Annotated in this window: 25 protein-coding genes; 17 read left to right on the top strand and 8 right to left on the bottom strand. The window is 61.9% G+C overall.

Going from position 1 to position 24,922, the window contains the following annotated elements; translation table 11 throughout:
- Nucleotides 1–24 precede the first annotated feature (24 nt).
- From ADJ70_RS06210 to ADJ70_RS14555, 13 genes are all read left to right on the top strand, one after another.
- The gene (locus tag ADJ70_RS06210; RefSeq protein WP_050344378.1) at nt 25–522 is read left to right on the top strand and encodes a YajQ family cyclic di-GMP-binding protein; all 498 of its coding nucleotides are present in this window, start codon (nt 25–27) and stop codon (nt 520–522) included.
- Nucleotides 488–1,876, top strand: coding sequence for a 30S ribosomal protein S12 methylthiotransferase RimO (rimO, locus tag ADJ70_RS06205; protein WP_050344377.1), 1,389 nt, complete (start codon nt 488–490; stop codon nt 1,874–1,876). The genes ADJ70_RS06210 and rimO overlap by 35 nt, the downstream gene beginning before the upstream one ends.
- An 11-nt stretch (nt 1,877–1,887) precedes the next feature.
- The gene (pgsA, locus tag ADJ70_RS06200; protein ID WP_050344376.1) at nt 1,888–2,481 is read left to right on the top strand and encodes a CDP-diacylglycerol--glycerol-3-phosphate 3-phosphatidyltransferase; all 594 of its coding nucleotides are present in this window, start codon (nt 1,888–1,890) and stop codon (nt 2,479–2,481) included.
- Nucleotides 2,481–3,008, top strand: a complete 528-nt coding sequence (locus tag ADJ70_RS06195) for a CinA family protein (RefSeq protein WP_253273254.1) — start codon at nt 2,481–2,483, stop codon at nt 3,006–3,008. Before pgsA ends, ADJ70_RS06195 begins: the two co-directional genes overlap by 1 nt.
- Nucleotides 3,009–3,231: 223 nt before the next feature.
- Nucleotides 3,232–4,356, top strand: coding sequence for a recombinase RecA (gene recA, locus ADJ70_RS06190; protein WP_050344375.1), 1,125 nt, complete (start codon nt 3,232–3,234; stop codon nt 4,354–4,356).
- Between the two features lie 113 nt (nt 4,357–4,469).
- On the top strand, nt 4,470–5,060 hold the full coding sequence (locus ADJ70_RS06185) for a regulatory protein RecX (protein ID WP_050344374.1): 591 nt from the start codon (nt 4,470–4,472) through the stop codon (nt 5,058–5,060).
- A 366-nt stretch (nt 5,061–5,426) separates the two neighbouring features.
- The gene (rny, locus tag ADJ70_RS06180; protein ID WP_050344373.1) at nt 5,427–6,980 is read left to right on the top strand and encodes a ribonuclease Y; all 1,554 of its coding nucleotides are present in this window, start codon (nt 5,427–5,429) and stop codon (nt 6,978–6,980) included.
- 15 nt (nt 6,981–6,995) lie between these two features.
- Complete coding sequence (locus ADJ70_RS06175; RefSeq protein WP_050344372.1) at nt 6,996–8,084, top strand: ATP-binding protein; 1,089 nt, start codon at nt 6,996–6,998, stop codon at nt 8,082–8,084.
- A gap of 99 nt (nt 8,085–8,183) precedes the next feature.
- A complete protein-coding gene (locus ADJ70_RS06170; protein ID WP_050344826.1) occupies nt 8,184–8,534 on the top strand; it encodes a stage V sporulation protein S in 351 nt (116 codons plus the stop codon).
- A complete protein-coding gene (miaB, locus tag ADJ70_RS06165; RefSeq protein WP_050344371.1) occupies nt 8,534–9,901 on the top strand; it encodes a tRNA (N6-isopentenyl adenosine(37)-C2)-methylthiotransferase MiaB in 1,368 nt (455 codons plus the stop codon). Before ADJ70_RS06170 ends, miaB begins: the two co-directional genes overlap by 1 nt.
- Nucleotides 9,898–10,872 carry a tRNA (adenosine(37)-N6)-dimethylallyltransferase MiaA gene (miaA, locus tag ADJ70_RS06160; RefSeq protein ID WP_253273253.1) on the top strand — a complete coding sequence of 325 codons (975 nt, stop codon included), beginning with the start codon at nt 9,898–9,900 and terminating at the stop codon, nt 10,870–10,872. The genes miaB and miaA overlap by 4 nt, the downstream gene beginning before the upstream one ends.
- Nucleotides 10,865–12,175 carry a GTPase HflX gene (hflX, locus tag ADJ70_RS06155; protein WP_050344370.1) on the top strand — a complete coding sequence of 437 codons (1,311 nt, stop codon included), beginning with the start codon at nt 10,865–10,867 and terminating at the stop codon, nt 12,173–12,175. The genes miaA and hflX overlap by 8 nt, the downstream gene beginning before the upstream one ends.
- A 753-nt stretch (nt 12,176–12,928) precedes the next feature.
- Complete coding sequence (locus ADJ70_RS14555) at nt 12,929–13,213, top strand: hypothetical protein (protein WP_157051419.1); 285 nt, start codon at nt 12,929–12,931, stop codon at nt 13,211–13,213.
- A gap of 926 nt (nt 13,214–14,139) precedes the next feature.
- Here the strand turns inward: ADJ70_RS14555 and ADJ70_RS06150 are convergent.
- On the bottom strand, nt 14,140–14,901 hold the full coding sequence (locus tag ADJ70_RS06150; RefSeq protein ID WP_253273252.1) for a heparan-alpha-glucosaminide N-acetyltransferase: 762 nt from the start codon (nt 14,899–14,901) through the stop codon (nt 14,140–14,142).
- A 31-nt stretch (nt 14,902–14,932) separates the two neighbouring features.
- Nucleotides 14,933–15,592, bottom strand: a complete 660-nt coding sequence (lexA, locus tag ADJ70_RS06145) for a transcriptional repressor LexA (protein WP_050344369.1) — start codon at nt 15,590–15,592, stop codon at nt 14,933–14,935.
- Between the two features lie 224 nt (nt 15,593–15,816).
- Here lexA and nrdR point away from each other — a divergent pair, with 224 nt between their 5' ends.
- The 4 genes from nrdR to trxB all read left to right on the top strand — a co-directional run bounded on the left by nrdR (nt 15,817) and on the right by trxB (nt 19,224).
- Nucleotides 15,817–16,266: a transcriptional regulator NrdR gene (gene nrdR / locus ADJ70_RS06140; protein WP_050344368.1), complete on the top strand. Its 450-nt coding sequence runs from the start codon at nt 15,817–15,819 to the stop codon at nt 16,264–16,266.
- On the top strand, nt 16,263–16,709 hold the full coding sequence (gene dut / locus ADJ70_RS06135; protein WP_050344367.1) for a dUTP diphosphatase: 447 nt from the start codon (nt 16,263–16,265) through the stop codon (nt 16,707–16,709). Before nrdR ends, dut begins: the two co-directional genes overlap by 4 nt.
- Before the next feature lie 129 nt (nt 16,710–16,838).
- The gene (locus ADJ70_RS06130) at nt 16,839–18,152 is read left to right on the top strand and encodes an NCS2 family permease (RefSeq protein ID WP_050344366.1); all 1,314 of its coding nucleotides are present in this window, start codon (nt 16,839–16,841) and stop codon (nt 18,150–18,152) included.
- A 124-nt stretch (nt 18,153–18,276) separates the two neighbouring features.
- Nucleotides 18,277–19,224, top strand: coding sequence for a thioredoxin-disulfide reductase (trxB, locus tag ADJ70_RS06125; RefSeq protein ID WP_050344365.1), 948 nt, complete (start codon nt 18,277–18,279; stop codon nt 19,222–19,224).
- A gap of 430 nt (nt 19,225–19,654) precedes the next feature.
- Here the strand turns inward: trxB and ADJ70_RS06120 are convergent, their stop codons facing one another.
- From ADJ70_RS06120 to ADJ70_RS06095, 6 genes are all read right to left on the bottom strand, one after another.
- Nucleotides 19,655–21,274, bottom strand: coding sequence for a ClC family H(+)/Cl(-) exchange transporter (locus ADJ70_RS06120; RefSeq protein WP_050344364.1), 1,620 nt, complete (start codon nt 21,272–21,274; stop codon nt 19,655–19,657).
- 123 nt (nt 21,275–21,397) lie between these two features.
- Nucleotides 21,398–21,931 carry an adenine phosphoribosyltransferase gene (locus ADJ70_RS06115; RefSeq protein ID WP_050344363.1) on the bottom strand — a complete coding sequence of 178 codons (534 nt, stop codon included), beginning with the start codon at nt 21,929–21,931 and terminating at the stop codon, nt 21,398–21,400.
- A gap of 76 nt (nt 21,932–22,007) precedes the next feature.
- Nucleotides 22,008–22,736, bottom strand: a complete 729-nt coding sequence (locus tag ADJ70_RS06110; RefSeq protein ID WP_050344362.1) for a MerR family transcriptional regulator — start codon at nt 22,734–22,736, stop codon at nt 22,008–22,010.
- A 3-nt stretch (nt 22,737–22,739) separates the two neighbouring features.
- A complete protein-coding gene (locus ADJ70_RS06105; protein WP_050344361.1) occupies nt 22,740–23,171 on the bottom strand; it encodes an FHA domain-containing protein in 432 nt (143 codons plus the stop codon).
- 48 nt (nt 23,172–23,219) lie between these two features.
- Complete coding sequence (locus ADJ70_RS06100) at nt 23,220–23,600, bottom strand: Rid family hydrolase (protein ID WP_050344360.1); 381 nt, start codon at nt 23,598–23,600, stop codon at nt 23,220–23,222.
- A gap of 64 nt (nt 23,601–23,664) precedes the next feature.
- On the bottom strand, nt 23,665–24,882 hold the full coding sequence (locus tag ADJ70_RS06095; RefSeq protein ID WP_050344359.1) for a MalY/PatB family protein: 1,218 nt from the start codon (nt 24,880–24,882) through the stop codon (nt 23,665–23,667).
- Between the last annotated feature and the right edge of the window lie 40 nt (nt 24,883–24,922).

Here is a 24,922-nt window from a genome sequence, read left to right as displayed (position 1 = left end):
ATCACGCGCGACAAGGAGTGCGGCATGGCAAAGGAATCAAGCTTCGACATCGTCTCGAACGTCGATGTGCAGGAGGTCAGCAACGCCCACCAGCAGGCAGTCCGCGAGCTCACGCAGCGCTACGACCTCAAGCAGACGGGCGCGACCATCGAGTTTTCGAAGAAGGACGAGACGCTCACCGTGAGTGCGCCATCTGAGTTTGTCTGCGGACAGGTGCGTGACGTCCTTACGAGCAAGCTTGCCAAACGGCAGATCGACCTCGCTGCCCTCAGGTGGGGAAAGGTGGAGCCTGCGGCGGGAGCGTCGGTCCGTCAACGCGCGGTCTTGGTTCAGGGCATCGATACGGACATCGCAAAGAGGATCGCGAAGGATATCCGTGATCTCAAGCTCAAGTGTAGACCTTCCGTGGAGGGCGACAAGCTGCGCGTGAGCTCTCCCTCGCGTGACGTGCTGCAACAGGTCATCGCCGCAGTGAGGGAAGGTGACTATGGTCAGCCGCTCCAATTCGTCAACTACAGATAGCGTTGCCCTGCGCCCTGTGGCCCGCTGCCTTTTTGTGACGCTCGGCTGCGCAAAGAACGAGGTAGACACGGATCGCATGCGGGTGCTGCTGCTCAGGGCGGGCTTCTCGGAGGTCCATGACGTCGATGATGCTGATGTTGTCCTGATCAACACCTGCTCGTTTCTCAGCTCGGCTACGACAGAATCGATCGAGACGACCCTAGAGCTCGCTGATGACGTCAAGGCGGGCAGTACAAGACGTCCGATCATCATGTGCGGCTGCGTTCCCTCTCGCTATGGGAGCCAGCTTGTTCCTGATCTGCCAGAGATCTCTGCCTTCGTTCGCGCCGACGAGGAGGACGGTATCGTTGCGGTCGTCTCAAGTGTCTTGGGTATCGAGCGCGAGCGAACGGGTCCCTATGGCGTATGCATAGCCGACAGGTCGTTTCTGAGGACGATCGAGGGTACGAGTGCCTACGTCAAGATATCAGAGGGCTGCGACAGGTTCTGCAGCTTCTGTGCCATCCCCCTCATTCGCGGCAGCTATGCCTCGCGTCCGCCCGACGAGATCCTCGCCGAGGTTCGCGCCCTCATGGAGGGGGGCGTCCGTGAGGTCATCCTCATCGGGCAGGACACCGGCATCTGGGGGACTGACCTTCCGCAGGCGCTCAGTCTGGCATGGCTTTTGCGAGAGGTCGCGAGGGTCATGCGCCCCTTTGGCGGCTGGGTGCGTGTGTTGTACCTGCAGCCTGAGGGCATGACCGACGAGCTCATCGCGGCCATACGGGATGTCCCGGAGGTGCTGCCCTACATTGACATCCCCATACAGCACTGCAACGAGCGCATACTCAAGCGTATGGGCAGGAGTGGGTCCGCGCGGGAGCTGAGGCAGCTCTTCTCCCGTCTCAGGTCCGAGATCGACGGGATGGTTCTTAGGACGACGGGGCTCGTGGGCTTCCCCGGCGAGACCGAGCAGGAGTTCGAGGAGCTTGTCGACTTCATGCGGGAGGAAGCGTTCGACTACATGTCCGTGTTCGGCTATTCGCGCGAGGAGGGAACCAGAGCGGCCACGATGCCCGGCCAGCTGTGCGACGAGGACAGGCTCGAGCGCGAGCAGAGGCTGCATGATGTGGCAGAGGAGCTCGGCTTTGCCGCTACCGCCTCCCATGTGGGCGAAGTCGTTGACGTCATCATCGATGGCGTCGAGGGGGGAACACCCGACGGCGAGCTCATAGGTCATGCATGGTTTCAGGCACCCGATTGTGACGGGGCGGTCCATATCGCCTCAGGTGAGGCGAGCGTCGGTGATGTCGTGCGCGTGCGTCTCGTGGGTTCGTTTTGCTACGAGCTCGACGGCGAGATCCTTGAGGGCTAGAGGCGAGCGGTATGTCAGCGAAGGGCATCTGGACCCCTGCCAACATCGTGACCTGTATTCGCGTGGCGCTCGTACCGCTCTGGCTGCTCGCGGCCGAGTTCGCGGCGAGCCCGCCCAATCAGGGGCTGAGCCTCGGCTCGCTTGCGGTTGCGCTCTTCTACGTCTTGCTTGCCCTTACCGACAAGCTCGATGGTCACCTGGCACGAATCAGGGGAGAGGAGACGGTCTTCGGCCAGTTCCTCGACCCTATCGCAGACAAGCTCGTGGTCGTCGTGTCCCTCTGCTACCTGCTCGAGATTGGTGTGGTGAGCCCGTGGGTGCTGCTCATCGTCGTGGCACGCGAGTTTCTTGTGTCGGGCCTGCGCATGGTCGTGGCTGCCGACGGGGAGGTCATAGCCGCCAGCCCGCTCGGAAAGTGGAAGACGGCTATGACCATGGTGTCCATCTCGGGCCTTCTGATGTGCTGCGCGCTTCCAGAGGGTGACCCTGCCGATATGCTCGGGCTGCTCTTTCAGGTATTACTTGGCGTGGCCATGCTGCTCACCGTATGGTCGGGCGCAGACTACTTCATGAGGTCCTGGCACGTGATTGAGAGGGGTAGCTGATGCACGGGTGCTCTCAGGATAATATGGCCGCGCCTAGCATGGAGGCGCTGGAGAGGGCGGCGGCGCGCACGATCGAGCTTGCGCGCGAGAGGGGACTTACGCTGGGTTGTGCCGAGTCCTGCACGGGTGGGTTGGTGTCGGCCGCGCTTACGCGAATTCCCGGTTCGTCGGCGGTCGTCAGGGGCGGTGTCGTCTCGTACGCACTTGACGTGAAGCATGCCGTGCTCGGTGTCGACCAGGCCATTTTGGACGATCCGGCCCAAGGTGCCGTCTGCGCACAGTGCGCGCGCCAGATGGCACGGGGCGCGACCAGCGTCCTTGGATGCGATGTCGCGGTCTCTGTCACGGGTATCGCGGGTCCCAAAGGTGCGGAGCCGGGAAAGCCCGTGGGTACCGTCTGGTTTGGTCTTTGCGGGCCACGGGGCACGCGGAGCGTGCACAGGCTCTTCTCGGGTGACCGGCAGGAGGTGCGCGACAAGGCCGTCGCTGTCGCACTTGATCTCATGTGTGGAGAACTTGGGCTTTAACGCGAGCCATGTTGCTCTCGTCTCACGCACATGGCGCGTAAGAGGGCTATCATCCTGCCTGCTCACAGGGCCAAAGCTGAGGAAATGTGACGAGAGCGCAAGCCAGCCGCAGGCTCAAGGGTAGGGTCTTGCATGCCCGTTTACCTATCCTTTTCCCATGGCGCTTGACTTAGAACTTTTGTTCGTCTATAGTCCCATAGCTACGTCAGGACAAGGAGAGACTATGGCAAAGAGCAAGGGCACGACACGTGAGGTCCACGAGAAGACATTCGGAAAAGAGCGTGACAAGATGATCGAGGCCACCACGGCGGAGATCAACAAGAGGTTCGGCACAGGTGCCATCATGCGCTTTGGCGATGAGGGTACGAGCCTCGAGGTCGAGGCCATACCTACGGGCTCCATCGCGCTTGATGCTGCTCTTGGCATCGGGGGGGTCCCGCGAGGTCGCATCGTCGAGATCTATGGACCCGAGTCCTCGGGCAAGACTACGCTCTCGCTCGAGATACTGGCCGAGGCGCAGGCCATGGGTGGCATGGTTGCCTTCATCGACGCCGAGCACGCCCTTGACCCGAGCTATGCGGCACGCATAGGCGTAGATATCGACGAGGTCCTCATCTCTCAGCCTGATACTGGCGAACAGGCGCTTGAGATCTGTGACATGCTGGTTCGCTCAGGGTCCATCGACGTCGTGGTCATCGACTCGGTGGCTGCCCTCGTCCCCAAGGCGGAGATCGAGGGCGAGATAGGGGACACGACCGTCGGCCTCCAGGCCCGCCTCATGAGCCAGGCGCTGCGCAAGCTCGCAGGCTCGCTCTCAAAGTCCAACACTACCTGCATCTTCATCAACCAGCTTCGCGAGAAGATCGGGATCATGTTCGGAAATCCCGAGACGACTCCCGGAGGGCGTGCGCTCAAGTTCTTCTCGTCCGTGCGCATGGATATCAGGCGTATCGACGCCATCAAGCGAAACGGCGAGAACATCGGCAACCGCGTGCGCGTCAAGGTCGTCAAGAACAAGGTCGCGCCACCCTTTAAGCAGGCTGAGTTCGACATCATGTACGGCTCGGGTGTCTCTAAGGAAGGCTCCATCCTCGACATGGCGGTCGACTACGACATCGTAAACAAGGCTGGCTCTTGGTTCACCTATGGTGAGGAGCGCCTCGGACAGGGACGCGAGGCCGCCAAGGAGTTTTTGGCCACCAATCCCGACCTGAGCGAGGAGATCGACCACAAGGTGCGCATCGCCTGCGGCCTCGAGCTCGGTGACGAGAGGGTGGGCGAGCCCGTTGACAGCACGCCATATGATGTCGACACTGTTCTGCCATCTCATTCCAGCGATCAGAGCTGATGGCTGTCTGCGCTGACTCAGCGGGGGGCAGTCCCTGCTGGACGATCAGCATCCCTTCGCGCACGGAAGCCACATCTGCAGTCGCCTGCCGCAGGAGAAGGCCGCAGGCCCGTGTGAGGCTCAGGCTCTCGGACGGGGGCGAGGATGAGCTGAGTCTGCCCATCTCCGTCGGCAAGGAGGTGGCGCGCAGACAGGCGGACGGCAGGCTTTGCCCTGTGTCCGCCAAAGAGCTTGTCCTGAGCCTGCAGGAGCTTCAGGAGGCTCATGCCGCAAGGCGGGTCAGGAGGCTTCTCGAGCGGCGTGATTACAGCTCAAAGGAGCTGAGGGACAAGCTTGCTGCCGACGGCTACTGGCCCGAAGTTATCGAGAACGGCATTGGTCGTCTCCAGGAGGCAGGACTTGTGGATGACGCACGCTACGCGGACGTCTTTATGCGCTCGAAGCTCTGTGCGGGTTGGGGGCCCTCGAAGGTGGAGCAGGCGCTTGCCCGACGTGGCATAGACGCGCGATGCATTGTGGGATGGCCCGATGCCTACCTTCCCGAGGGAGGTGAGGCCCAACAGGCCTACCAGGTGGCGCGGGGCAGGTGCCATGGGGGCAAGGATCCCTACGCCAAGGTCGTGCGCTTTCTCTGCACGCGTGGCTTTGCCCTGCACGCCGCCGGCATGGCAGCCAGCCGCCTCAGGGATGAGGGGGTCATCTAGGAAGCGGCGGGCATGAGGTGGCTCTTATGCAGCCTTCAGTGGTGTGATGAAAGACGCACGGGGATGTTGTGGGTGGGGTGGATCTTACGGATGTCTACCTGCTCGAGAGACGCTCGGGACACTCGAAACGCCCGTTCGCGCCTCTTGAGTTGACATGGTGGGCCTAGCCCCTTAGGATCTAATTGTTGTTTGAGTCGCCTTCTCGCCAGTCCCCTCGGCTGGCATCACCATATCTGTTCTGTAGGCCTTTCGGATTCGTTGTTCTTTTGACATGCAGCTCAGAGTGCGCCTCAGATGGCGGGTTCCGATGCGCGGTGCGTCGGTCTCCTGAACGAGCCTATTAATCTCAATCTGAGGAGAGTGCACATGGAATGGATTATCGTTGGCATCGTCTGTTTGTCGCTGGGCGCGACGGGGTCGTACCTCTTTGTGTCGCGCTCTACCAATACGAAGGTCCAACAGGCAAACAGCGCCGTGGACGAGGCTCGCGACAAGGCCGAGCGCATTAAGGACGATGCGCTGCGCGACGCCGAGACCGCGAAGAAGACGGCGCTCGTGGAGGCGCGCGAGGAGATTCTCCAACTCAAGCAGAAGTCCGACTCGGAAGACAAGAGGCGCAAGCAGGAGCTGCAGACGATGGAGAACCGCATCATGCAGCGCGAGGAGTCCCTCGATCGCCGCAATGACGCGCTCGATCGCAAGGAGCATCAGCTCTCCAGCCTCCAAGGCCAGCTCGACAAGAGGAAAAACGAGGTTGATTCCCTGTACCAGCGACAGATGAGCGAGCTCGAGCGCATCTCCGCCCTCACGAGGGAGGGTGCGCATAGGGAACTGCTCGACAAGGTTCGTGCCGACTCCGTGCGTGAGGAGGCCCAGATCCTGCGGGAGTCCGAGCAGCGTGTGCGCGTCCAGGCCGACAAGACCGCGCGTGAGATCGTCTCCACGGCCATACAGCGCTGCGCATCAGACCAGGCGAGCGAGATCACCGTCGCATCGGTGCATATCCCCTCCGATGACCTCAAGGGCCGCATCATTGGTCGAGAGGGTCGCAACATCCGTACCTTCGAGCAGGTGACGGGTGTCTCCCTCGTCATCGATGACACGCCTGAGACCGTCGTGCTCTCGAGCTTCGATCCGGTACGCCGCGAGACGGCGCGCGTCGCCCTCGAGAACCTCATCGCCGACGGTCGCATTCATCCTGCACGTATCGAGGAGCTCTACAGAAAGGCTGAGGGCCTCGTCAACGAGCGCATCCAGGAGGCGGGCGAGCAGGCCGCCTTCGACTGCAACATCCATGACCTGCACCCCGAGATCATCCGGGTTCTCGGACGCCTACGCTACCGCACCTCCTTCGGCCAGAACGTCCTCAAGCACTCCATCCAGGTCGCGTCGCTCTGCGCCGTGATGGCCTCCGAGCTTGGCCTCGACGAGGCGCCAGCAAAGCGAGCGGGCTTGCTCCACGACATCGGCAAGGCCATCGACCATGATGTCGAGGGTCCCCATGCCGTCATAGGCGCCGACCTCTGCCGTCGCTACGGAGAGAGGCCCGAGATCGTCCACGCTGTCGAGGCGCACCATGCCGACATAGAGCCGAACACCGTCCTCGACGTCCTGGTGCAGGCCGCGGACGCCATCTCGGCCGCCCGACCAGGTGCCCGCCGCGAGAGCGCCGAGGCCTATATCAAGCGCCTCGAGAAGCTCGAGGCGATCTCCAACGCCCACGAGGGCGTTGAGCGTACCTATGCGATGCAGGCTGGTCGTGAGCTGCACGTCATGGTCAAGCCCGAGAGGATATCCGATGCTGCGGCCACAGTCCTTGCCCATGACATCGCCAGGCAGATCGAGAGCGAGATGCAGTATCCCGGCCAGGTGCGCGTTGTCGTCATCCGCGAGTCTCGCGCCGTCGACATCGCAAAGTAGTGTGGGTGACCCCAGATGTCCGATGCAGCCGAGCTGGTTGATTTCATATCCGCCGCGGGGCAGGAGCGCTCGCTTCGGGTGGAGGAGGACCTCGGTGGGGGCTACGTGCGCCTCAGGGTGTCCGAGGCAGAACGCAGACAGGCCCGTCACGACATCCGCTGTGTCGAGGATGCCGTCATCGAGCTTCTGAGAAACGCGCGCGACGCGGGTGCTCGCCACGTCTATCTGGCCACGTCGAAAGATGGCGACGTTCGCACCCTCGTCGTGCTGGATGACGGTCGTGGCATTCCCAAGGGGCTTCGGGAGCGCATCTTCGACGCTCGTGTCACCTCGAAGCTCGACAGCGTCCACGTGGACAGGTGGGGCGTGCACGGCAGGGGTATGGCGCTCTTCTCGGTACGCGAGAATGCCCTCAGCGCCGAGGTCATGGCATCCGCGCCAGGCGCGGGAAGCTCCATTCGCGTGGTCGTTGACACGGGGAACCTCGCAGAGCGTACAGACCAGTCAACTTGGCCGACCATGGGCGAGGATGGGGAGGACGGGCACACCATCGTGCGCGGACCCCACAACATCATACGTTGCTGCGCCGAGTTCGTGCTCGACGAGAGGGGGCGCGTTGACGTCTGGCTCGGATCTGCCGCCGACATCGTGGCCACGATACGCGAGCAGACGCGAGTGCATCTTGACGCGAGCGAGCTGCTCTTCGTTGACGACGTAAACGAGCTTGGGGTGCTCGAGCGCATACCCGTTGCGGCGGATGCCTCAGAGCTACTTGTTGCAGCGCGCTCGGTCGGCCTCGAGATGAGCGAGCGCACGGCCCACAGGATTTTGTCTGGGCAGATCCGGCCCGTGCGAAGCGTGTTCTCGAGGCTCTCGCGCAGGGGTGGGGGGCATGGGAAAACCCGTCGCAGCGAGGTCGACCTCATGCGAGAGCAGAGGAGGCTGCGCGTCTCGAGTGACGATGCCCAGCGTTTCTCGCGTATCATGGAGAGAGACTTCGCATTCCTTGCAGAGCGCTATTATCTCACACTTTCCGATGCCCCCACGGTCAGGGCAACGTCCGAGAAGGTTGTTGTCACCTTTCACGTTTCGCAGGGTGATTGACGATAAACTGCGTTACTATAGTCAATGGATTAGGCTTAACTGAAGACTAAGGAAGCAGTTGTGGCTTTAAACGAGGCGATGATGCATCAGGAGCACTACATGGATTTTCTCAAGGTATCGAGTAAGTCGTCCCCGGCATCGGTGGCTGGGGCTATCGCGGGCATGGTGAAGGACGGTGTGCCGGTGAACCTTCAGTCTGTAGGTGCTGGTGCGGTCAACCAGGCCATCAAGGCGATAGCGATCGCACGCGGCTTCCTGATACCGACGGGGGTCGACATCTCGTGCGCTCCCACGTTCTCTGACATCCAGATCGGGGGCGAGATGCGAACAGCCATACGTATAGCCGTCTACGTCCATAGGCTCGATTCCCGTAGGGCCGCAGGTGCGCTGAGCCCCTCGGAGGTTACGGGTGACCCGACTCGAGCTGGCGAGCCTGGCCAGGAGGCATAGTGGCGCGCCTTGACGGCCTTGTGGGCAGGACCTACTTCGTCAGGACCTTTGGCTGTCAGATGAACCTCCACGACTCGGAGCGCGTGTGCGGGCTGCTTGACTCGTGTGGCTGCAACATGGTGGATGATCCGGCGCAGGCGGACATCGTCGTGTTCATGACCTGCTCTGTGCGCGAGAAGGCCGACACGCACCTCTACGGGGAGGCATCCAATCTCGTACGCCTGCCTCAGGCCCCCTCGGGAAGGAGACTCGTCGCTGTGGGCGGCTGCATCGCCCAACGTGACGGCGCCAGGCTCAAGGAGCGCATCCCCAATGTGGACGTTATCTTTGGCACGAGCGCCCTCTCGTCTTTGCCCTCCCTGCTCGTGGGCAGCCTCAGCTCCGGCGAGGATGGGGTGCTTGTGGATATTGAGGAGGAGGGACGAGACTTCTCCTGTGTCCTGCCATCCCGCCGTGCCAGGGCGTTCCATGCCTGGGTACCCATCATGACGGGCTGTAACAACTTCTGCACCTTCTGCATCGTGCCGTATGTGCGCGGGCGCGAGCGGAGCCGCGTGATGGAGCGCGTCGTCGCGGAGGTCGAGACGCTCGTGGCCGATGGCGTGCGGGAGGTTACGCTTCTCGGGCAGAACGTCAACTCGTACGGGCGCGACCTCTACGGCAAGCCCCGTTTCGCCGAGCTTTTGCGTAAGGTGGGGGAGACGGGTATCGGGCGCATACGCTTCACCTCGTCAAATCCCAAGGACCTCTCGGACGAGACCATGGCCGCGATGGCCGAGGTGCCTGCCGTAATGCCCCACCTGCACCTTGCCGTCCAGAGCGGCTCGACGCGCATTCTGAGGGCCATGAGGCGTAGCTACACTCGGGAGGGCTACCTCGATCTTGCCTGTCGCCTCAAGAGGGCGGTGAGCGGCATCGCGCTCTCGACCGACATCATCGTGGGGTTTCCCGGTGAGGAGGAGCGGGACTTCGAGGATACGCTCTCGCTCGTGAGGGAGGTGGGCTTCTCGTTCGCCTATACCTTCATCTACTCGAGGCGCCCTGGCACTCCCGCTGCCAAGATCGAGGACAACACACCCCACGAGGTCATTCAGGAACGCTTCGAGCGGCTTGCAAGACTTGTGGAGGAGGAAGCCTTCGTCTCTAACCAGGCGGAGCTCGGTGCGAGTGTCGAGGTGCTCGTCGAGGGCAGCTCGAAGCGCAGCGCCACGGTCATGGTGGGTCACAGTCCTAAGAACCAGACGGTCCTCTTCGACCTGCCAAAGGGCGCCTCTCCAGAGGGGCTCGTCGGTAGGCTCTGCACCGTCAAGGTTGCGGCAGCCCGTCCCTGGTTCTTGCGCGGAACCCTGGAAGGCGAGCTGCGGTGAGTGCGCAGACAGTCCTGACGGATCCCACCGGCCCCGTCATAGCCATCGTCGGGCCCACCGCGTCGGGCAAGAGCGCGCTTGCGGACCGCGTTGCCCAGCTCTTGGACAGCTCCGTCGTCTCAATAGACGCGATGCAGCTGTATAGGCGCATGGACATAGGCACGGCAAAGATGCCGGTGGGGGAGCGCCATGCACCCGTCCTCATGGTTGACGTCTGCGATGCAAACGACGCGTACTCGGCACGGCTCTTCCAGAGGGACGCGCGAGCGTGCGTGGACCGTCTCTTGGCCGCAGGCAGGGTCCCCGTCCTCTGCGGAGGCACTGGCCTGTACCTCGACGCGGTCATAGACGAGATGGACTTCCCTAGGGGCGAGCGAACGGGCGAGGCGCGCAGGCGCTATGAGGCCATGGTCGAGGCGCAGGGCGCGGATGCCCTCCACCGACTGCTCGAGGAGCGGGATCCCACAAGCGCCGCGCTCATACATCCCCATAACGCCCGTCGCGTCGTGAGAGCCCTCGAGCTTTTGGATGAGGGGACATCCTACGCAGATACGCACGCGGGTCTCAAGCGGCATCGCCCACACTATGAGACGACCATCTATGCCGTGTCCATGGCACGCGAGAGGCTCTACGCACGTATAGACGCCCGCGTCGAGAGGATGTTCGCGTCGGGGTTGGTAGACGAGGTACGCGGCCTTCTGAGTGACGGCCTCCTCTCTCTGGGATCCACGGCCGGTCAGGCCATAGGCTACAAGGAGGTGGCAGAGGCGCTCGAAGGCCATATGACGCTAAGGGAGGCTCAGGAGCTCGTAGCGGCACGCACGCGCCGCTACGCCAAGAGGCAGATCTCATGGCTCAAAAGGGATGGTCGCGCAAAAACCCTTGACCTCGATCGCATGAGCGTCAGGGACGCCGCCCACAGGGTTGTCTTAGACCTGAGGGCTCAGAGGGCGGTGCAGCTCGATGCCTAAGCCCCAGCCGCAGTCCACGATGCCTGAGGCCGAGCGTGCGATATTGGTTGGCATTGAGCTCGGGAGGTCCGAGTGGCCGCTTTGCGAGTCGCTCGCAGAGCTGGGACGGCTTGCCCACACCGCAGGCGCCGAGGTCGTCTCGACCGTCACGCAACAGCTTTCCAGGCCGAAGTCGCGTACTCTCATCGGCAGAGGCAAGGCCGAGGAACTCGCTCGGCTCGCCTGTTCGCTTGAGGCGGATGTGGTCATATTCGATGATGAGCTCACCCCCTCGCAACAGGGAAACCTCGAGAGGATCATCGGCAGGTCCACGAAGGTCATCGATAGGACCGCGCTCATCCTGGACATCTTTGGCAGGCATGCGAAAACGCACGAGGGGCGGCTCCAGGTGCAGCTCGCACAGCTTCAGTACCTGCTACCGAGGCTCAAGGGCATGTGGGGGCATCTGGTGAGTGAGCAGGCCCGAGGCGGCATCGGTGGTAGGTTTGGTCAGGGCGAGAGTCAGCTTGAGATCGACCGCCGCCTCGTCCGTGACAGGATCTCTTCCCTCAAGAGGGAGCTTACCGAGCTCGACAAACATCGAGCCGTCCAAAGTAAGGCTCGTTGGGACTCGGGCATCTTTCGCGTGGCGCTTGTCGGCTATACCAATGCCGGCAAGTCCATGCTGCTCAATCGGCTGACCGGCGCTGGAGTCTATGTCAAGGACGAGCTCTTTGCCACGCTCGATCCCACGACGCGTACCCTAGAGCTCGAGGCGGGTCGTAAGATTACCATCACGGACACGGTTGGTTTCATTCAGAAGCTCCCGACCACGCTCGTGGAGTCGTTCAACTCGACGCTGGCCGAGGCACGAGCGGCTGATCTCATCCTCAAAGTGGTGGACGCCTCAGACCCTAACCGAGAAAAGCAGCTCGTTGCTGTGGATGAGGTGCTGGATCGCATTGGTGCCTCTGGCATACCGTTCGTGGCCGTCTACAACAAGTGCGACCTCTTGGACGAGGCGTCGTACTCTGCGCTTGCGACCTCCCATCCTGACGCCATCCTGATCTCCGCGCTCGAGGGTACGGGCTTGCAGGGGCTACGCTATCGCATCGCCCAGAGGGCTGCGCAGGATGACACCACCCTTACGGCGCTCATTCCCTATCGTGAGGGATTCCTGCAGAGGGTGGTCCATGAGCGCTGCCAGATCATGCACGAGCAGTACTTGCCGGAGGGCCTTCTCGTGACCGCAAGGGTGCCGGTCCGGGTGGCAGCTATGTTTAAGCCTCACCTCCACGAGAGCGAGCCTGCGGACCCTCAGTAGGCGGTGCCTGGGCTTAACGCGAGCTGACGTATGTATGCGCTGCCGCTTGACGTCGAGCGCACGGGGTAGCGCCGCCCACACTGTCACTCGACGTCGAGCGTACGGGGCAGCGCCACCCACACTGCCACTCGACGTCGAGCGCACCAAAACGGTACGCTCAGGGCCAAGTGGCAGTGCCGCCCGCACGGGGCTGCACGCCCAGGGCCGAGTGGCAGTGCGACTCACACTGCCACTCGACGTTGAACGTACCAAAACGGTACGCTCGGGCCCGAGTGGCAGTGCCGCCCGCACGGGACTGCACGCCCAGGCCCGAGTGGCAGTGCGACTCACACTGCCACTTGGTGGTGAACGTACGGGGCAGCGCCGCCCACACTGCCACTCGACGTCGAGCGCACCAAAACGGTACGCCCAGGGCCAAGTGGCAGTGCCACCCGCACGGGACTGCACGCTCAGGCCCGAGTGGCAGTGCGACTCACACTGCCACTCGACGTTGAACGTACCAAAACGGTACGCTCGGGCCCGAGTGGCAGTGCCACCCGCACGGGACTGCACGCCCAGGGCCGAGTGGCAGCGCCGCCCACACTGCCACTCGATGGTGAACGCACGGGGCAGCGCCGCCCACACTGCCACTCGACGTCGAGCGCACCAAAACGGTACGCTCAGGGCCAAGTGGCAGTGTGGGTCCGGGCGATCCACAGGCTAGCAGGCGCGACGCCAATGCTAGGACGTGCCTTAACTTGAGCGAGCCGCCGCTTGAGCAATGAGCGAGCGTGGCGCATCCAGATTCGGGCCGCGCCGCAAGGACTGGACGATTCGGCGGGCGGCGACGCCCGCGCGGGATGGCCCGCCTGCGTCCCGGGAGATCGCGGGCCCGAGGTCAGGCGACGGGGGCGCGCCGTTCCCCATGCGTACCGGGAGACCGGCACGCGCGACTCCCAGGCTGCCGCCCGCCGCCGCGCCGGAAGAGGCGAGGTGTGGGCCGCACGAGCTGCGGCATCCGCAGACATGGGACTGCGCGCCGGCACGTCGGTCTCGTAGCGGTCTTCCGGGACGCAGGCGCGGATCTGCCATCGAAGGTTGACAAGGAACTCTCGAGAAGACGGTCATTGCCTATTGACAGTGTTCGGGTCATATGAGAGAGACGCGGAACAAATCAGGCTGACGGATGGGTTGGGGTCGCCTCCCGGGCGCGAGGCCCCGGGCACGCGCGCCGCCTACCCCGCGCCCGGACGGGCGTAAAACATGGGAGGATGTGACATACCCGCAGTCGGAGGGCCGCCTCTGCGCCATGATGGAACGGTCGGGACGGACGGGCGCTGGGCAGGCAGACGAGCCTCGCACGGGCCGGGTGGGAGGGCAGGGCCAGGCGCACGAGGTGGGCCGGCCTCCTCGACCAGACGGGCCCCGTGGTGCTTTGGGCCGACCTGCTGGCCCTGGTTGAGCCGCCGGGGACGGGCGTGGACAGGTGCGACAGGCAGCTCTGGCCCGCCGAGACGCTGCTCAGGATGCGCCTCGCGCTTGTGCTGGCTGGACCTGTCAGACGTTGCCCGCGAGGGCATCCGGAGGGGCCACGAGAGGGACCCGGAACGTCCGAGGAGGCCGCAGGGGTTCGAATACCGAGGGGGCGTCGCCGACATACCATGGCGGTTGAGGCGCTCGTGCCACCCGACACAGCTCGTGGGTGCAACAGTGTACACAAATGCCCCGAAATGGCTCCGAGAGGCCGTTTCGGGGCATTTGTGTACACTCCCGTGTCCCCACGGCCCCTTGCGCGACCGGGTAGGCCACGAGTCCCACGGTATCGACGGCCCCTTAGCCCCCGTGACGCCAGGGTGCTTGGACCTGAGACCCACGCCGCCGGGGCGGTGACGCAACCACCTCCCCACACGAACTCACAAAGCCTCCGAAAGATCGACCGATGGACAGGAGTCCTGGCAGGGGCTGAACACTTATTCTGCGTCTCCTTAGTGAACCTGGCTTGCAAGCACAAGGAGCAGGGGCTGATGAAGCAGGTAGATGAGCAGCGGATGTCTGCCTATGAGAGCGAGAGGACCAAGACCGCACTCAAAGACCCAGGTGGGCAACGTGCGTCTCGCAAGCATGACGCCCACGTTTGCGCCCACAAGGTACATGAGGCCAAAGGGGAGTAGGGGATAGTAGTCTCCCGAGACGAAGCGGGGACCGGGGAAGCCGAGCCACGAGAGGTAAGGTGTGTCGTAGAGCGCCCGTGGAAGCCGTAGCGCAAGTGCGCCTACGCCAAAGGTACCCTCGGGCAGTCGCAGGAGCATCACAAAGAGGACGAGAAGGGCCACCGTCTGCCACCAGCTGCCGTCGAGCAGCCCCGCCCTCAGGGCGAGTCCGGCTACGAGCGTACTTGCACCCATGCAGAATATGATCCCGAAACGTATGGGGGCGTCCACGCGAGCGAGGCTCGTCGACAGGTAAATGAGCAGGGCGACAAGAAGATAGCGCGCCGCACGCCTGGCGTAGCTGCGTGAGTGAGAGCACATCCATCCCGCGATGAACAAGAAGGTCCAGCTGATGGTCGCCCTCCAGACGTCCTGCAAGGGAGGTTGAAAGAAGGAGAGGGGGATTCCTGAGAGGTAACGCAGGTCATAGCACCAGTGGAAGAGAACCATCGAGATGATCGTGACACCTCTTAGGGCATCCACCGCCCGCAGGCGCCCTTTCGCATCTTTGACGACGGCTCCAGAGTCGCCGGGCACGCCGCCAGCCTCACTGCCTCCCTCCGCAGCGCTAGGCAAAGGACCTCACGAGGGCCACAACCTTGCCGAGGATGATGGGGCTTTTGACATAGATGGGCTCCATGGCGTCGTTCTCGGGCTGAAGGCGGATGTACTCGTCCTCGCGATAGAAGGTCTTGACCGTCGCAGAGTCGTCGATGAGTGCGACCACGACCTCTCCGTTCTGGGCGTCGTGCTGCTCATGCACGACGATGATATCCCCGTCTAAGATACCCTTCTTAACCATGGACGTGCCGTGCACCCTGAGTAAGAAGGAGCTGCTGTCTCCCACCAGGCTCGTCGGGAGGGCGATCCTCTCCTCGATGTTTTGCTCCGCGAGGATGGGGGTGCCTGCTGCCACGCGGCCAACGAGCGGAAGGGATATGACGCTGGCATCAGCGACGTCGACAGCTGATGTATGGGCTTCGGTGACGGGTCTTTTGTCTTCTTTGTTCGAGGAAACGATCTCGATGGTCCTCGGTTTGTTGGTAGCCCGCCTGATGAGGTCGCGCTCCTCAAGCACCTTGAGGTGCATGTGCACGGTTGAGGGCGAGGCGAGACCTACGGCCTTTCCGATCTCGCGGACCGAGGGCGGATACCCATGTTCTGACGTGTAGGCGCAAATAAAGTCATAGATGGCGGTCTGGCGCTTGCTGAGCTTGTCTTTGGTCATGTCTCCTCCTCACATACCACAGTATACAAAACACCTGCTCTTATACTGTATGACAACATATCATCCTCTTCTAGTAGTATAGCATATTCAGCACACGCGTTCCTAAACACATTCGTTCTATCATCACGTGATATCGTCTCCGTTGCCATAAAATCCATCTTTTGTCACCGAGTTAGCGAGCTCTTGTGGTATCTTCCCTTTGTCAACGTGAGGCGGGGGGAGAGATGCGTTGTCCAAAGTGTGGCTGTGAGTCGTCAAGAGTCGTGGATTCTAGGCCCTCAGAGAGTAACGATGCCATTCGCCGGCGGAGGGAGTGTGTGCGCTGCGGCATGCGCTTCACGACCTACGAGCGTCGTGAGGAGATGCCTCTCATGGTCGTCAAGAAGGACGGGCATAAGGAGGCTTTCGATCGCTCCAAGATCATGCGCGGGCTTGTCGCCGCGACCGTCAAGCGCGATGTGAGCGTGGAGACGCTCGAAGAGCTCATCGACGAGATAGTCTCTACGCTCAGGGATGACGGTTTGACCGAGGTCGATTCGCAGGATCTCGGTAAGATGGTGCTGCAGCGGCTCGTCGATGTCGACAAGGTGGCCTATGTGCGCTTCGCCTCTGTCTATCGCGACTTCAAGGACGTCGATGAGTTTAGCGAGGAGCTTCGGAGCTTGGTACCATGACTCAAGAGCACATCACCTTACCCATTGTTCGCCTTGATCCCTCAATCGAGCTTCCGAGCTATGCCTATGCGGGTGATGCCGGACTTGACCTGCGTTCGAGCGAGGACGTCGTACTCAGGCCCTTTGAGCGTCGACTCATCTCGACGGGGCTGGCGATTGCTATCCCTGACGGATATGCCGGCTTTGTGCAGCCGAGGAGCGGTTTGGCCCTCAAGAGGGGTCTCTCCATGGCAAATACCCCCGGGCTTGTCGATGCGCACTATCGCGGTGAGCTCAAGGTCTGTGCCATAAACCTCGATCCTGCAGAAGACATCGTAATCTCCAGGGGGGAGCGAATCGCCCAGCTTGTGATACAGCGGGTTCCTACTGTTAGCCTGAAGGAGCTGGACGAGCTGGATCAAACCGATCGTGGCGCCGCAGGTTTCGGCTCCAGCGGCAGCTAGCCTGGTGCATGGCATGCCCCGCTGCGAGGCAGGGGTGTCTGACCTCCCGTCGTCGCGCAGGCTCTGCGCATGAAGGCGGGGTATCCGCTGTGTCCATCCGTTGTGGTGGGCAAAGAGAGAAGGGAACACATGGATACGTTCTTTAAGATGTCAGAGCGGGGGTCGTCCACCTCAGCAGAGCTGAGGGCCGGTCTCACGACCTTCCTTGCGATGTCCTATATCATCGCACTGAACCCCCAGATACTGCAGGGGGCAGGGGTACCCTTCGCGGCTACGATCACCAGCACCTGCTTCGGCGCAGGCATCATGACGATCGCAATGGGGCTTTTCGCCAACCGCCCGCTCGCCCTCGCCTCGGGCCTCGGCATCAACTCCATGATTGCCATCGCGACGATCTCCTACTGTGGTGGCGACTGGCACGCCGCCATGGGTGTCATCTTGGTCGAGGGCATCGCCATCCTGCTGCTCGTCCTTTGTGGCCTGCGCCAGGCCATCATGGACGCCATACCAGTCTCGCTGCGCCATGGTATCTCTGTGGGTCTCGGTTTGTTCATAACTATGATAGGACTCATGAAGGCCGGTATCATCGTCAGTGGCGGTGGCACGCCATTGGCACTCGGCAAGCTCACCGACCCTTCCTTCGCCATCGGCGTCATCTCCATCGTCGCGACGATCTTCTTCATCGCCCTTAAGATCAAGGGTGCGCTTCTGCTTGGCATCGTCGTCGCGGTCATCGCCGGTATTCCGTTGGGACTTACGACCGCACCGTCTGGCATCGTCTCGTTTCCTGACTTCTCGACCTTTGGCGCTCCCTTTCAGGCCGATTCGACCGGCACTATGGGGATCGTCAAGGTGATGACTACGCCGACCCTGCTCATACTCGCGTTTTCTCTTATGATGTCCGACTTCTTCGATACCATGGGCACTGCGATGGCCGTCGCGAAGCAGGGTGACTTCCTCACGAAGGACGGCGACGTCGAGAACATGCGCGAGATCCTCGTCGTAGATTCCTGTGCGGCCGCAGCCGGCGGACTTCTTGGTGCATCCTCGATCACCACCTTCGTCGAGTCCACCTCAGGCGCTGCCGATGGAGGTCGCACGGGTCTGTCATCTGTCTTCTGCGGTCTGCTCTTTTTTGTCGCCGTCCTCTTCGAGCCGCTCATCTCTGTGGTCCCCGGGGCAGCGACCTGCGGTGCCCTCGTCTATGTCGGCTTCCTCATGCTCTCCGAGGTGATCGAGATAGACTGGTCGGACCTTCTCGACGGACTTCCCGCCTTCCTCATCGTCACGGGCATCCCCATGACCTACTCGATCTCCTCGGGCATCGGCCTTGGCTTCATCGGGTACGTTGTCGTCGCGCTCGCCACCAAGAACGTCAGAAAGGTCAAGCCACTCATGTGGGTTGCCGCCGTGGCGTTTGTGGTCTACTTCCTCGTGTCCTAGCCCTGCGTAGGGTCTGTCCCGAGCGTTGTGATGACGGCATGGGAAAAAGGTCTCGCGGCGGGTATGCCTTGGCTGCGAATGGGTAGCATCGTAGTGACATATTCGCAAGTGAAAGGTTGATATCATGTCAGAGAGCATTAAGGATCTTGTGATCATCGGCGGTGGCCCGGCCGGGCTCAGCGCATCTATCTATGCGGCACGGGCACTGCTTGACAGTGTGACCCTTGAGCAGGAGGCCGTGGGTGGGCAGGTTATCCTCACGAGCGAGGTCGATAACTATCCGGGCATCCCGCATACCGACGGCTTCTCGCTCACCGACGCCATGAAGAAGCAGGCCCAGGACCTGGGGGCCACCATCGTCATGGATAATGTCAAGGGCATCTCGCACAACGATGCGACGGGTATCTTCACAGTGGTGGCCTCCTCGGCGACCTACCGCGCACGGGCACTCATCGTCGCAGGTGGCGCCACGCCCAGACACATCGGCTTCGAGGGCGAGTCCACGTTCGCGGGGCATGGCGTCTCATACTGCGCGACCTGCGACGGCATGTTCTATAGAAACAAGCAGGTCTTTGTCATCGGTGGCGGTAACTCCGCTGCGGAGGAGGCGCTGTTCCTCGCCAAGCTCGCCAGTAAGGTGACCATGGTCGTTCGCAAGGATCACCTGCGGGCGCAGGCCTCTGTCGCAAAGCAGGTGGCCGAGAGCGACAAGGTCAACATCCGGTACCTCACGAGCGTCGTGAGGGTTGAGGGCGACGGGCTCTTGGAATCCATCACCTTCCGTAACAACGAGACCGGCGAGGAGACGACCGAGACCTATGACAAGGGTTCGTTTGGCGTTTTCGTGTTTGCGGGCCGTGTGCCTGCGACAGGACTTCTCGAGGGGCTCGCAGAGCTTGATGGACACGGCTACGTGGTGACCAACGAGCGCATGGAGACCTCGACGCCCGGACTCTTTGCGGCGGGCGATGTCCGGCAGAAGAGCCTGCGGCAGATAGTCACGGCAGTCTCAGACGGTGCCATCGCGGCAACGAGCGTCGCGGCGTACCTGGGCCAGCCTGTGGAGGGCTGATTCTGCGCGGCTGTGCTCGTGGGGCACGCACTGTGGCGCTGGGGCTGGTACCGTCTGGCATCATCGGTGGACGGTACCACCCCCGGCGCTTGCTTTTTTGAGGCGCGCGAGTTTTGAGGCGCATGAGTTGTGAGGCGCGTAAGACTTCTGACGGCCCGCATGCGGGTTCCTTGTGCGCGGGTCCGGACGTGCCAGTTCGCATGGAAGCCAAAGGTTGTTGAAAGCCGAAGGCTGCGCACATGGAAAAGGCTGCCCACATGGGAGCAGTAACAAATCCGTGATAATATATATTATGTAAAGTAAGAGGGCTACCACAAGCTACCACAACCACACTTTGCCATGTGGTCTTCTCTGATGCCCTATGCGTCCCATGCCAGTGGAGCGGGCCTCTTCAATCGCGCGGTCGGCCTCCACCTCGGCGTGTAATGGGTCAGCTGCGCGGTGTGCGTGTCGTCGCGAGCGAGTTTTTGCACAGTGCCCAGATCTTGGCCTGAGCCTCGTCCTCGCCGTCCGCACCCATGATGACGAGGATCTCGTCGAGCGCCTGGAGCTTGGTCGAGCCTGTGGGCAGCACGTCGACGCCCTCACGGTCTATCGTGATGATGCGTGACGACTCAGGCCAGCTCACCTCGCTGATCCGCTTGCCCTCGACCTGGCTTCCCGCACCGACGGTGTATACATGCAAGACCTTCTCGCCTGTGACGCCGCCACGTACGGACGACTTGATCTTGGTCACCCCCAAGAGCTTCACGAGCAGGTGCTCGTAGAAGGCATCCACTCCGATGACGTTCGCGACGACGTACGACACGATCGAGACAATCGATACCGATAGCAGCGCACTCATGCTTCCCGTGAGTTCGAAGGCGAGCACAACGCCCGTCACCGGGGCCCGCACGACTGACGAGAAAATGCCCGCGATGCCGAGGGCCATGAAGTTGATGATGAATATGTCCTGCATGCCCGTCACGTTCGAGAGGACGCTTCCGTAGAGCGCCCCTGTGAGCATGCCCATGACGCAGAGGGGAAAGAGTGTTCCTCCGGGGGCACCCGAGGCAAAGCACACGGTCGTGAAGAGGTACTTTCCGAGCAGGAGCGCAAGGAGCGTGAGCGTGGGAAGTAAGCTTGGCCGTGCGAGCTCCTTGACGATGGCGTCTCCCCCGCAGAGAAGCACTGGGGCCGCAAACGCGATGACAGCCGTGATGACAAAGGGTATGGCGAGGCGCACGGCAAAGGGAAGCTTCGCCAGCCTGCCATAGACCCTCTCGCTGCAGAAGAACATCCCCTTGTTGTGGATGCTTCCCACTATGCCACATAAGACACCCAACGCAAGCACGTAGAGGTAGCGCTGGTGTGGTAGGTCGCGCACGACGCTCAGTTGCAGCACGGGTGAGACGCCCAGAACCTGTGATACCAGAAAGTCAGACGCAACCGCAGAGGCCATGGCCGAGACGATGAGCGATGGTGTGAACTCCTTGTGGATCTCCTCGATGGCAAAGAGGGTGCCCGTGAGAGGGGCGTGAAAGGCCGCAGACATACCTGCCGCAGCGCCACAGGTGACAAGTAGGCGCTCCTCCCCTCGACCCCTGCGAAGCGCCCTCGAGACGGCCTTGCCGCCCATGCCACCGAGCTGGATGCTGGGTCCCTCCCTGCCAAGCGAGAGGCCCGAGAGGGTGAGCAGGGACCCCTCCGTGAACTTGGCGAACATCACGCGATGCCAGGGCATATCGATACGGCCCATGACCTCGGCGTCAGTCTGTGGGATGCCAGAGCCCTGCGTATAGGGCTCCCATCCCACGAGCTTCGCCACGACAAGACAGGACAGAAGCAGGAGTGCCAAGAAGCCCGCGAGGGCGAGCGGCGTGTGGTGGGCCTGCACGAGGAGCCATCTCAGAAACTCCTCCGCACGGGTGAGGCAAAGACGGTAGAGCGTCACGACGCCTCCGCCCACGAGGCCCACCAAACCACCCTCCCAGACCATATCAAACTGGAATTTCCTCGAAAATCTCCTGCTCACCTGTTTGCTGACATTCTTCGATGGCCTCTGCGCCATGATCCTCCTCGCTGTGAACCCGCATGTCGCGCATATCCTCTCACCTATTACCAAAAACTTTCATCATACGAAAAGAAAAATCCTTGGCATGTGGTGGGTGCACGGGCCGTCACCCGACGCGTCTCACGACACGTGGACAAGTGAGAAGACCTCCTGCGGAAAGTCTTCCGCGATGGTTTTTCTTGGATTGAGGTAGGAAAGCTCAAGGATGAACGAGAAGCCCACCACGGTGGCGCTCGCCTGCCTGGCGAGTCGTGCCGTGGCGATTGCCGTTCCGCCTGTGGCCACGAGGTCATCGACGATGAGCACCCTATCGCTCGTTGTGAGCGCGTCCTGGTGTACCTGTAGCTCACTGGTGCCGTACTCGAGCGAGTAGGACTCACTATAGACCGCACGGGGCAACTTGCCGGGCTTGCGCGCAGGAACGAAGCCTGCCTTAAGCCTGTAGGCGACGGGCGATCCCACCAGAAAGCCACGAGCCTCGGCACCCATGACCTTCGTGATGCCCGCGCCTGCAAAGTGCTCCGCCATCTGGTCGACGGCGAGCGCAAGTCCGTCTGCGGAGGCCAACAGAGGCGTGATGTCCTTGAAGATGACGCCTGGCTCTGGGTAATCGGGAATGTCTACGATGTAGCGCGCAAGGTCATTGGTGGGCACGGTTTTTCCTTTCCTGGATGTGCCCGCAAATCGGGCGAGTTCATGTACATGCCTCATGGGTGACGTGTGAGTTGTCCTATTCATCCATGTTGGAGAATGCCTTCTTGATCTGTCTCTTGAGCAGGGTGTCATGCACCCTGCTCGTGAGGATGAGCATCTGCTGGAGGGCGTTCGCGAACTGTCCTCTCGTCTCTGCGGTCTGTTCCATCTCGACACCCCCAGCCTTGCGTGCGAACACGACGAGGGCCTGCTCGAAGAGGGCGCTCTCGCGGTTGGCGCTCGTGACGTACTGCCTGAGGTTCTTGGGCGCGATGCCAAAGTGCTGCAACTCGCTGCAGGTACGGATCAGGGGAAAGTCGTGACCATCCACGAGGTAACGTCCCTGGGGAGAGGTCTTGAGCACGATGATCCCCGCCTCCGAGAGCTGTCGCACGAAGGTGACCGAGACGCTCAGGAGCTCGGGCATGCGGTCTATCGGATGCAGCCTCGACGTCACCTCGTCGTCATCCTGCTCAGGGTCCGAGAGGCTCGCGACTATCGCAGACGACAGCGACTCTCCCCCTTTGCCCTCAAGTTGGTCCTTGATGACCTGCAGGGGCATGAAGCGACTTTTCTGCAGGTAGAGGATGGTCTCGAGTCGGCGTATGTCTGACTGGGAATAGAGCCGGTAGCCCGATGGCGTGCGGGATGGCGTGAGAAGCCCCTCGTCCTCGAGGTAGCGGACCTTGGAGATTGAGAGATCCGGATACTGCGACTGAAGTCGCTTGACGACCTTCCCGATTGTCAGGTAACCGGCATCAGGCATGCGCTATGCACCGGTCTCGATCCGTGTAGCTTTCTTGTTGGCGTGAAACACCATGCGGAAGGTGCCAATCTGTACCGTCGAGCCGTCCTTGAGGACAGCCTTGCTGACGATCGCGCCGTCTACCCACGTTCCGTTTAGAGACCCAAGATCCTCGACGGTCGCATATCCCGCCGACACGCTCGAGAGGTCGATGCGCGCGTGGTGGCGAGAGACGGTCATGTCATTGAGAAAGACGGTGTTCGTTGGATCGCGTCCGACGGTTACATTTGTGGAATCGAGCTCGAAGACGGACCCCGCCTGCGGTCCCTTGACTATCGAGAGCGTGGGGCGGATCTGGGCGGCCCGGTCCATGATGTCGGGAGAGGTGGCATCCGTGGAAGACATGCGAAAGATCTCGGTGGCACCCATCTCGTTGGCGTTCTTTTGTGGCTCCATGCGGCAGACTCCTGTCAACGGTTGACGTCAGTACCTATGATAACCCTACTACCTGCACGCTATGCAGTCCATCTCGACAAGTGCGCCTCGGGGGAGTCGAGTGACCTCCACCACCGAGAGTGCGGGCGCCGGTGTCACGAAGTGACGCGAGATGGCTTCCTCCACGGCTCCCAGGTCATTGAGGTTCGTGAGGTAGAGCGTGGACTTCGCCACATCGCTCAGCGTACAGCCGCACTCGGCCAACAGGATGGTGATGATCTCGATGATGCGTTCGACCTCGGCCCTTGCCCCGCCGCTGACGACCTTGCTCGGATCGGTCGGGTCGAGCGCGATCTGTCCTGCGGTGAAGATGAGCCTCCCCGCCGTAGTTCCCATCGAGTACGCCCCCGGTGCCTCAGGCGCCTGCGGCGCGTTGATGGAATACTTCATAGCCCATCCCTCTCCTTGTCGCAACCTGTCTTCTCACGTTCCAGTGACATGGGGCCTCCAAGGCTCATGTTGAGGGAATGCCCCTCGTATTTGTGGCAAGGACCAGGCGCTCGAGGGAGTCGCCGAGTACCGATCTCGGACACGCGAGGTTGAAGCGCTCGAAACCCGAACCGCCCGTGCCAAAGACATGGCCCTCGTCGAGGAAGAGCAGGGCGTCTTCTCTCATGAAGCTCTCGAGCTCGCTGCTCGAGAGGCCCCAGCTTCTGAAGTCAACCCAGGCGAGATAGGTACCCTCCATGGGATATACCTCGACGCTTGGCAGGAAGCGAGCCAGGTAACCCTTGAGAAAATTGTAGTTTTCCTGGACATAGGTAATAAGCTGGTCGAGCCACTCGTCGCAACGCGTGTACGCCGCCGTGGTGGAGACGTAGGCGAAGGCATTGAGTCCGCTGCCCTGGGCAACCTGATCGAGTCCCTCGCAGAAGCGCTCACGGAGCTGTTGGTCGGGAATGTAGATGGCCGACGACTGGCAGCCCGCGAGGTTAAAGGTCTTCGAGGCTGCCGTGCAGATGAGGAGCCTGTCGTACTCGCCCGCATCGGCTACGCACATGATGGCCGCGTGCTCGTGACCAGGCATGATGAGGTCGTCGTGGATCTCGTCACAGACGACGATGACGTTGTGCTCAAGACAGGCGTCCAGAAGCCGCCTCAGCTCCTCGGCGCTCCAGACGCGTCCCACGGGGTTATGGGGGCTGCAGAGGATGAGCATCTTGGTGTTGGGGTCTGCGGCCTTCGCCTCGAGATCGTCGAAGTCCATCTCGTAGCGGTGTGTGCCGTCCTGCGCCTCGATAATCTTGAGCGGGTTCTCGACGAGCCTGCGTCCGTTTTTCTGGATCGAGAGCCTGAAGGGGCGATAGACTGGTGGCTGGATGATGATGCCGTCTCCCGGCTCGGTGAGCGACCGTACGGCGTTGAAGATGGCGGGCACGATCCCTGCCGTGGGCACGAGGGAACGTCTCTCGGGAAGCCAGCTGTGCCTGCGTCTCTGCCAGGCGAGGCAGGCGTCGTAGTACGCCTCGGTGGGGGCGGCATAGCCAAGGGTCGTCTCCTTAAGGAAGTCCCTTAAGGCCTCGATCACCTCGGGCGGATTTCTAAACTCCATGTCCGCGACGGAGAGGGGCACGATCTCCGCTCCGAGTCGTGAGTTGTGATTGAGCATCTCGCGCCACTTCGCCGAGCTCGACCTATCCGTTGAGATCTTGGTGTCAAAGTCGTAGCGCATGGTTGGCCTCCCCTGTCACAGTCGCCCCGACGGTGGGGCG

The organism is Olsenella sp. oral taxon 807, from assembly GCF_001189515.2.
Taxonomy (GTDB): Bacteria; Actinomycetota; Coriobacteriia; order Coriobacteriales; family Atopobiaceae; genus Olsenella_F.
This window is presented reverse-complemented; position numbering and strand designations above follow the sequence as displayed.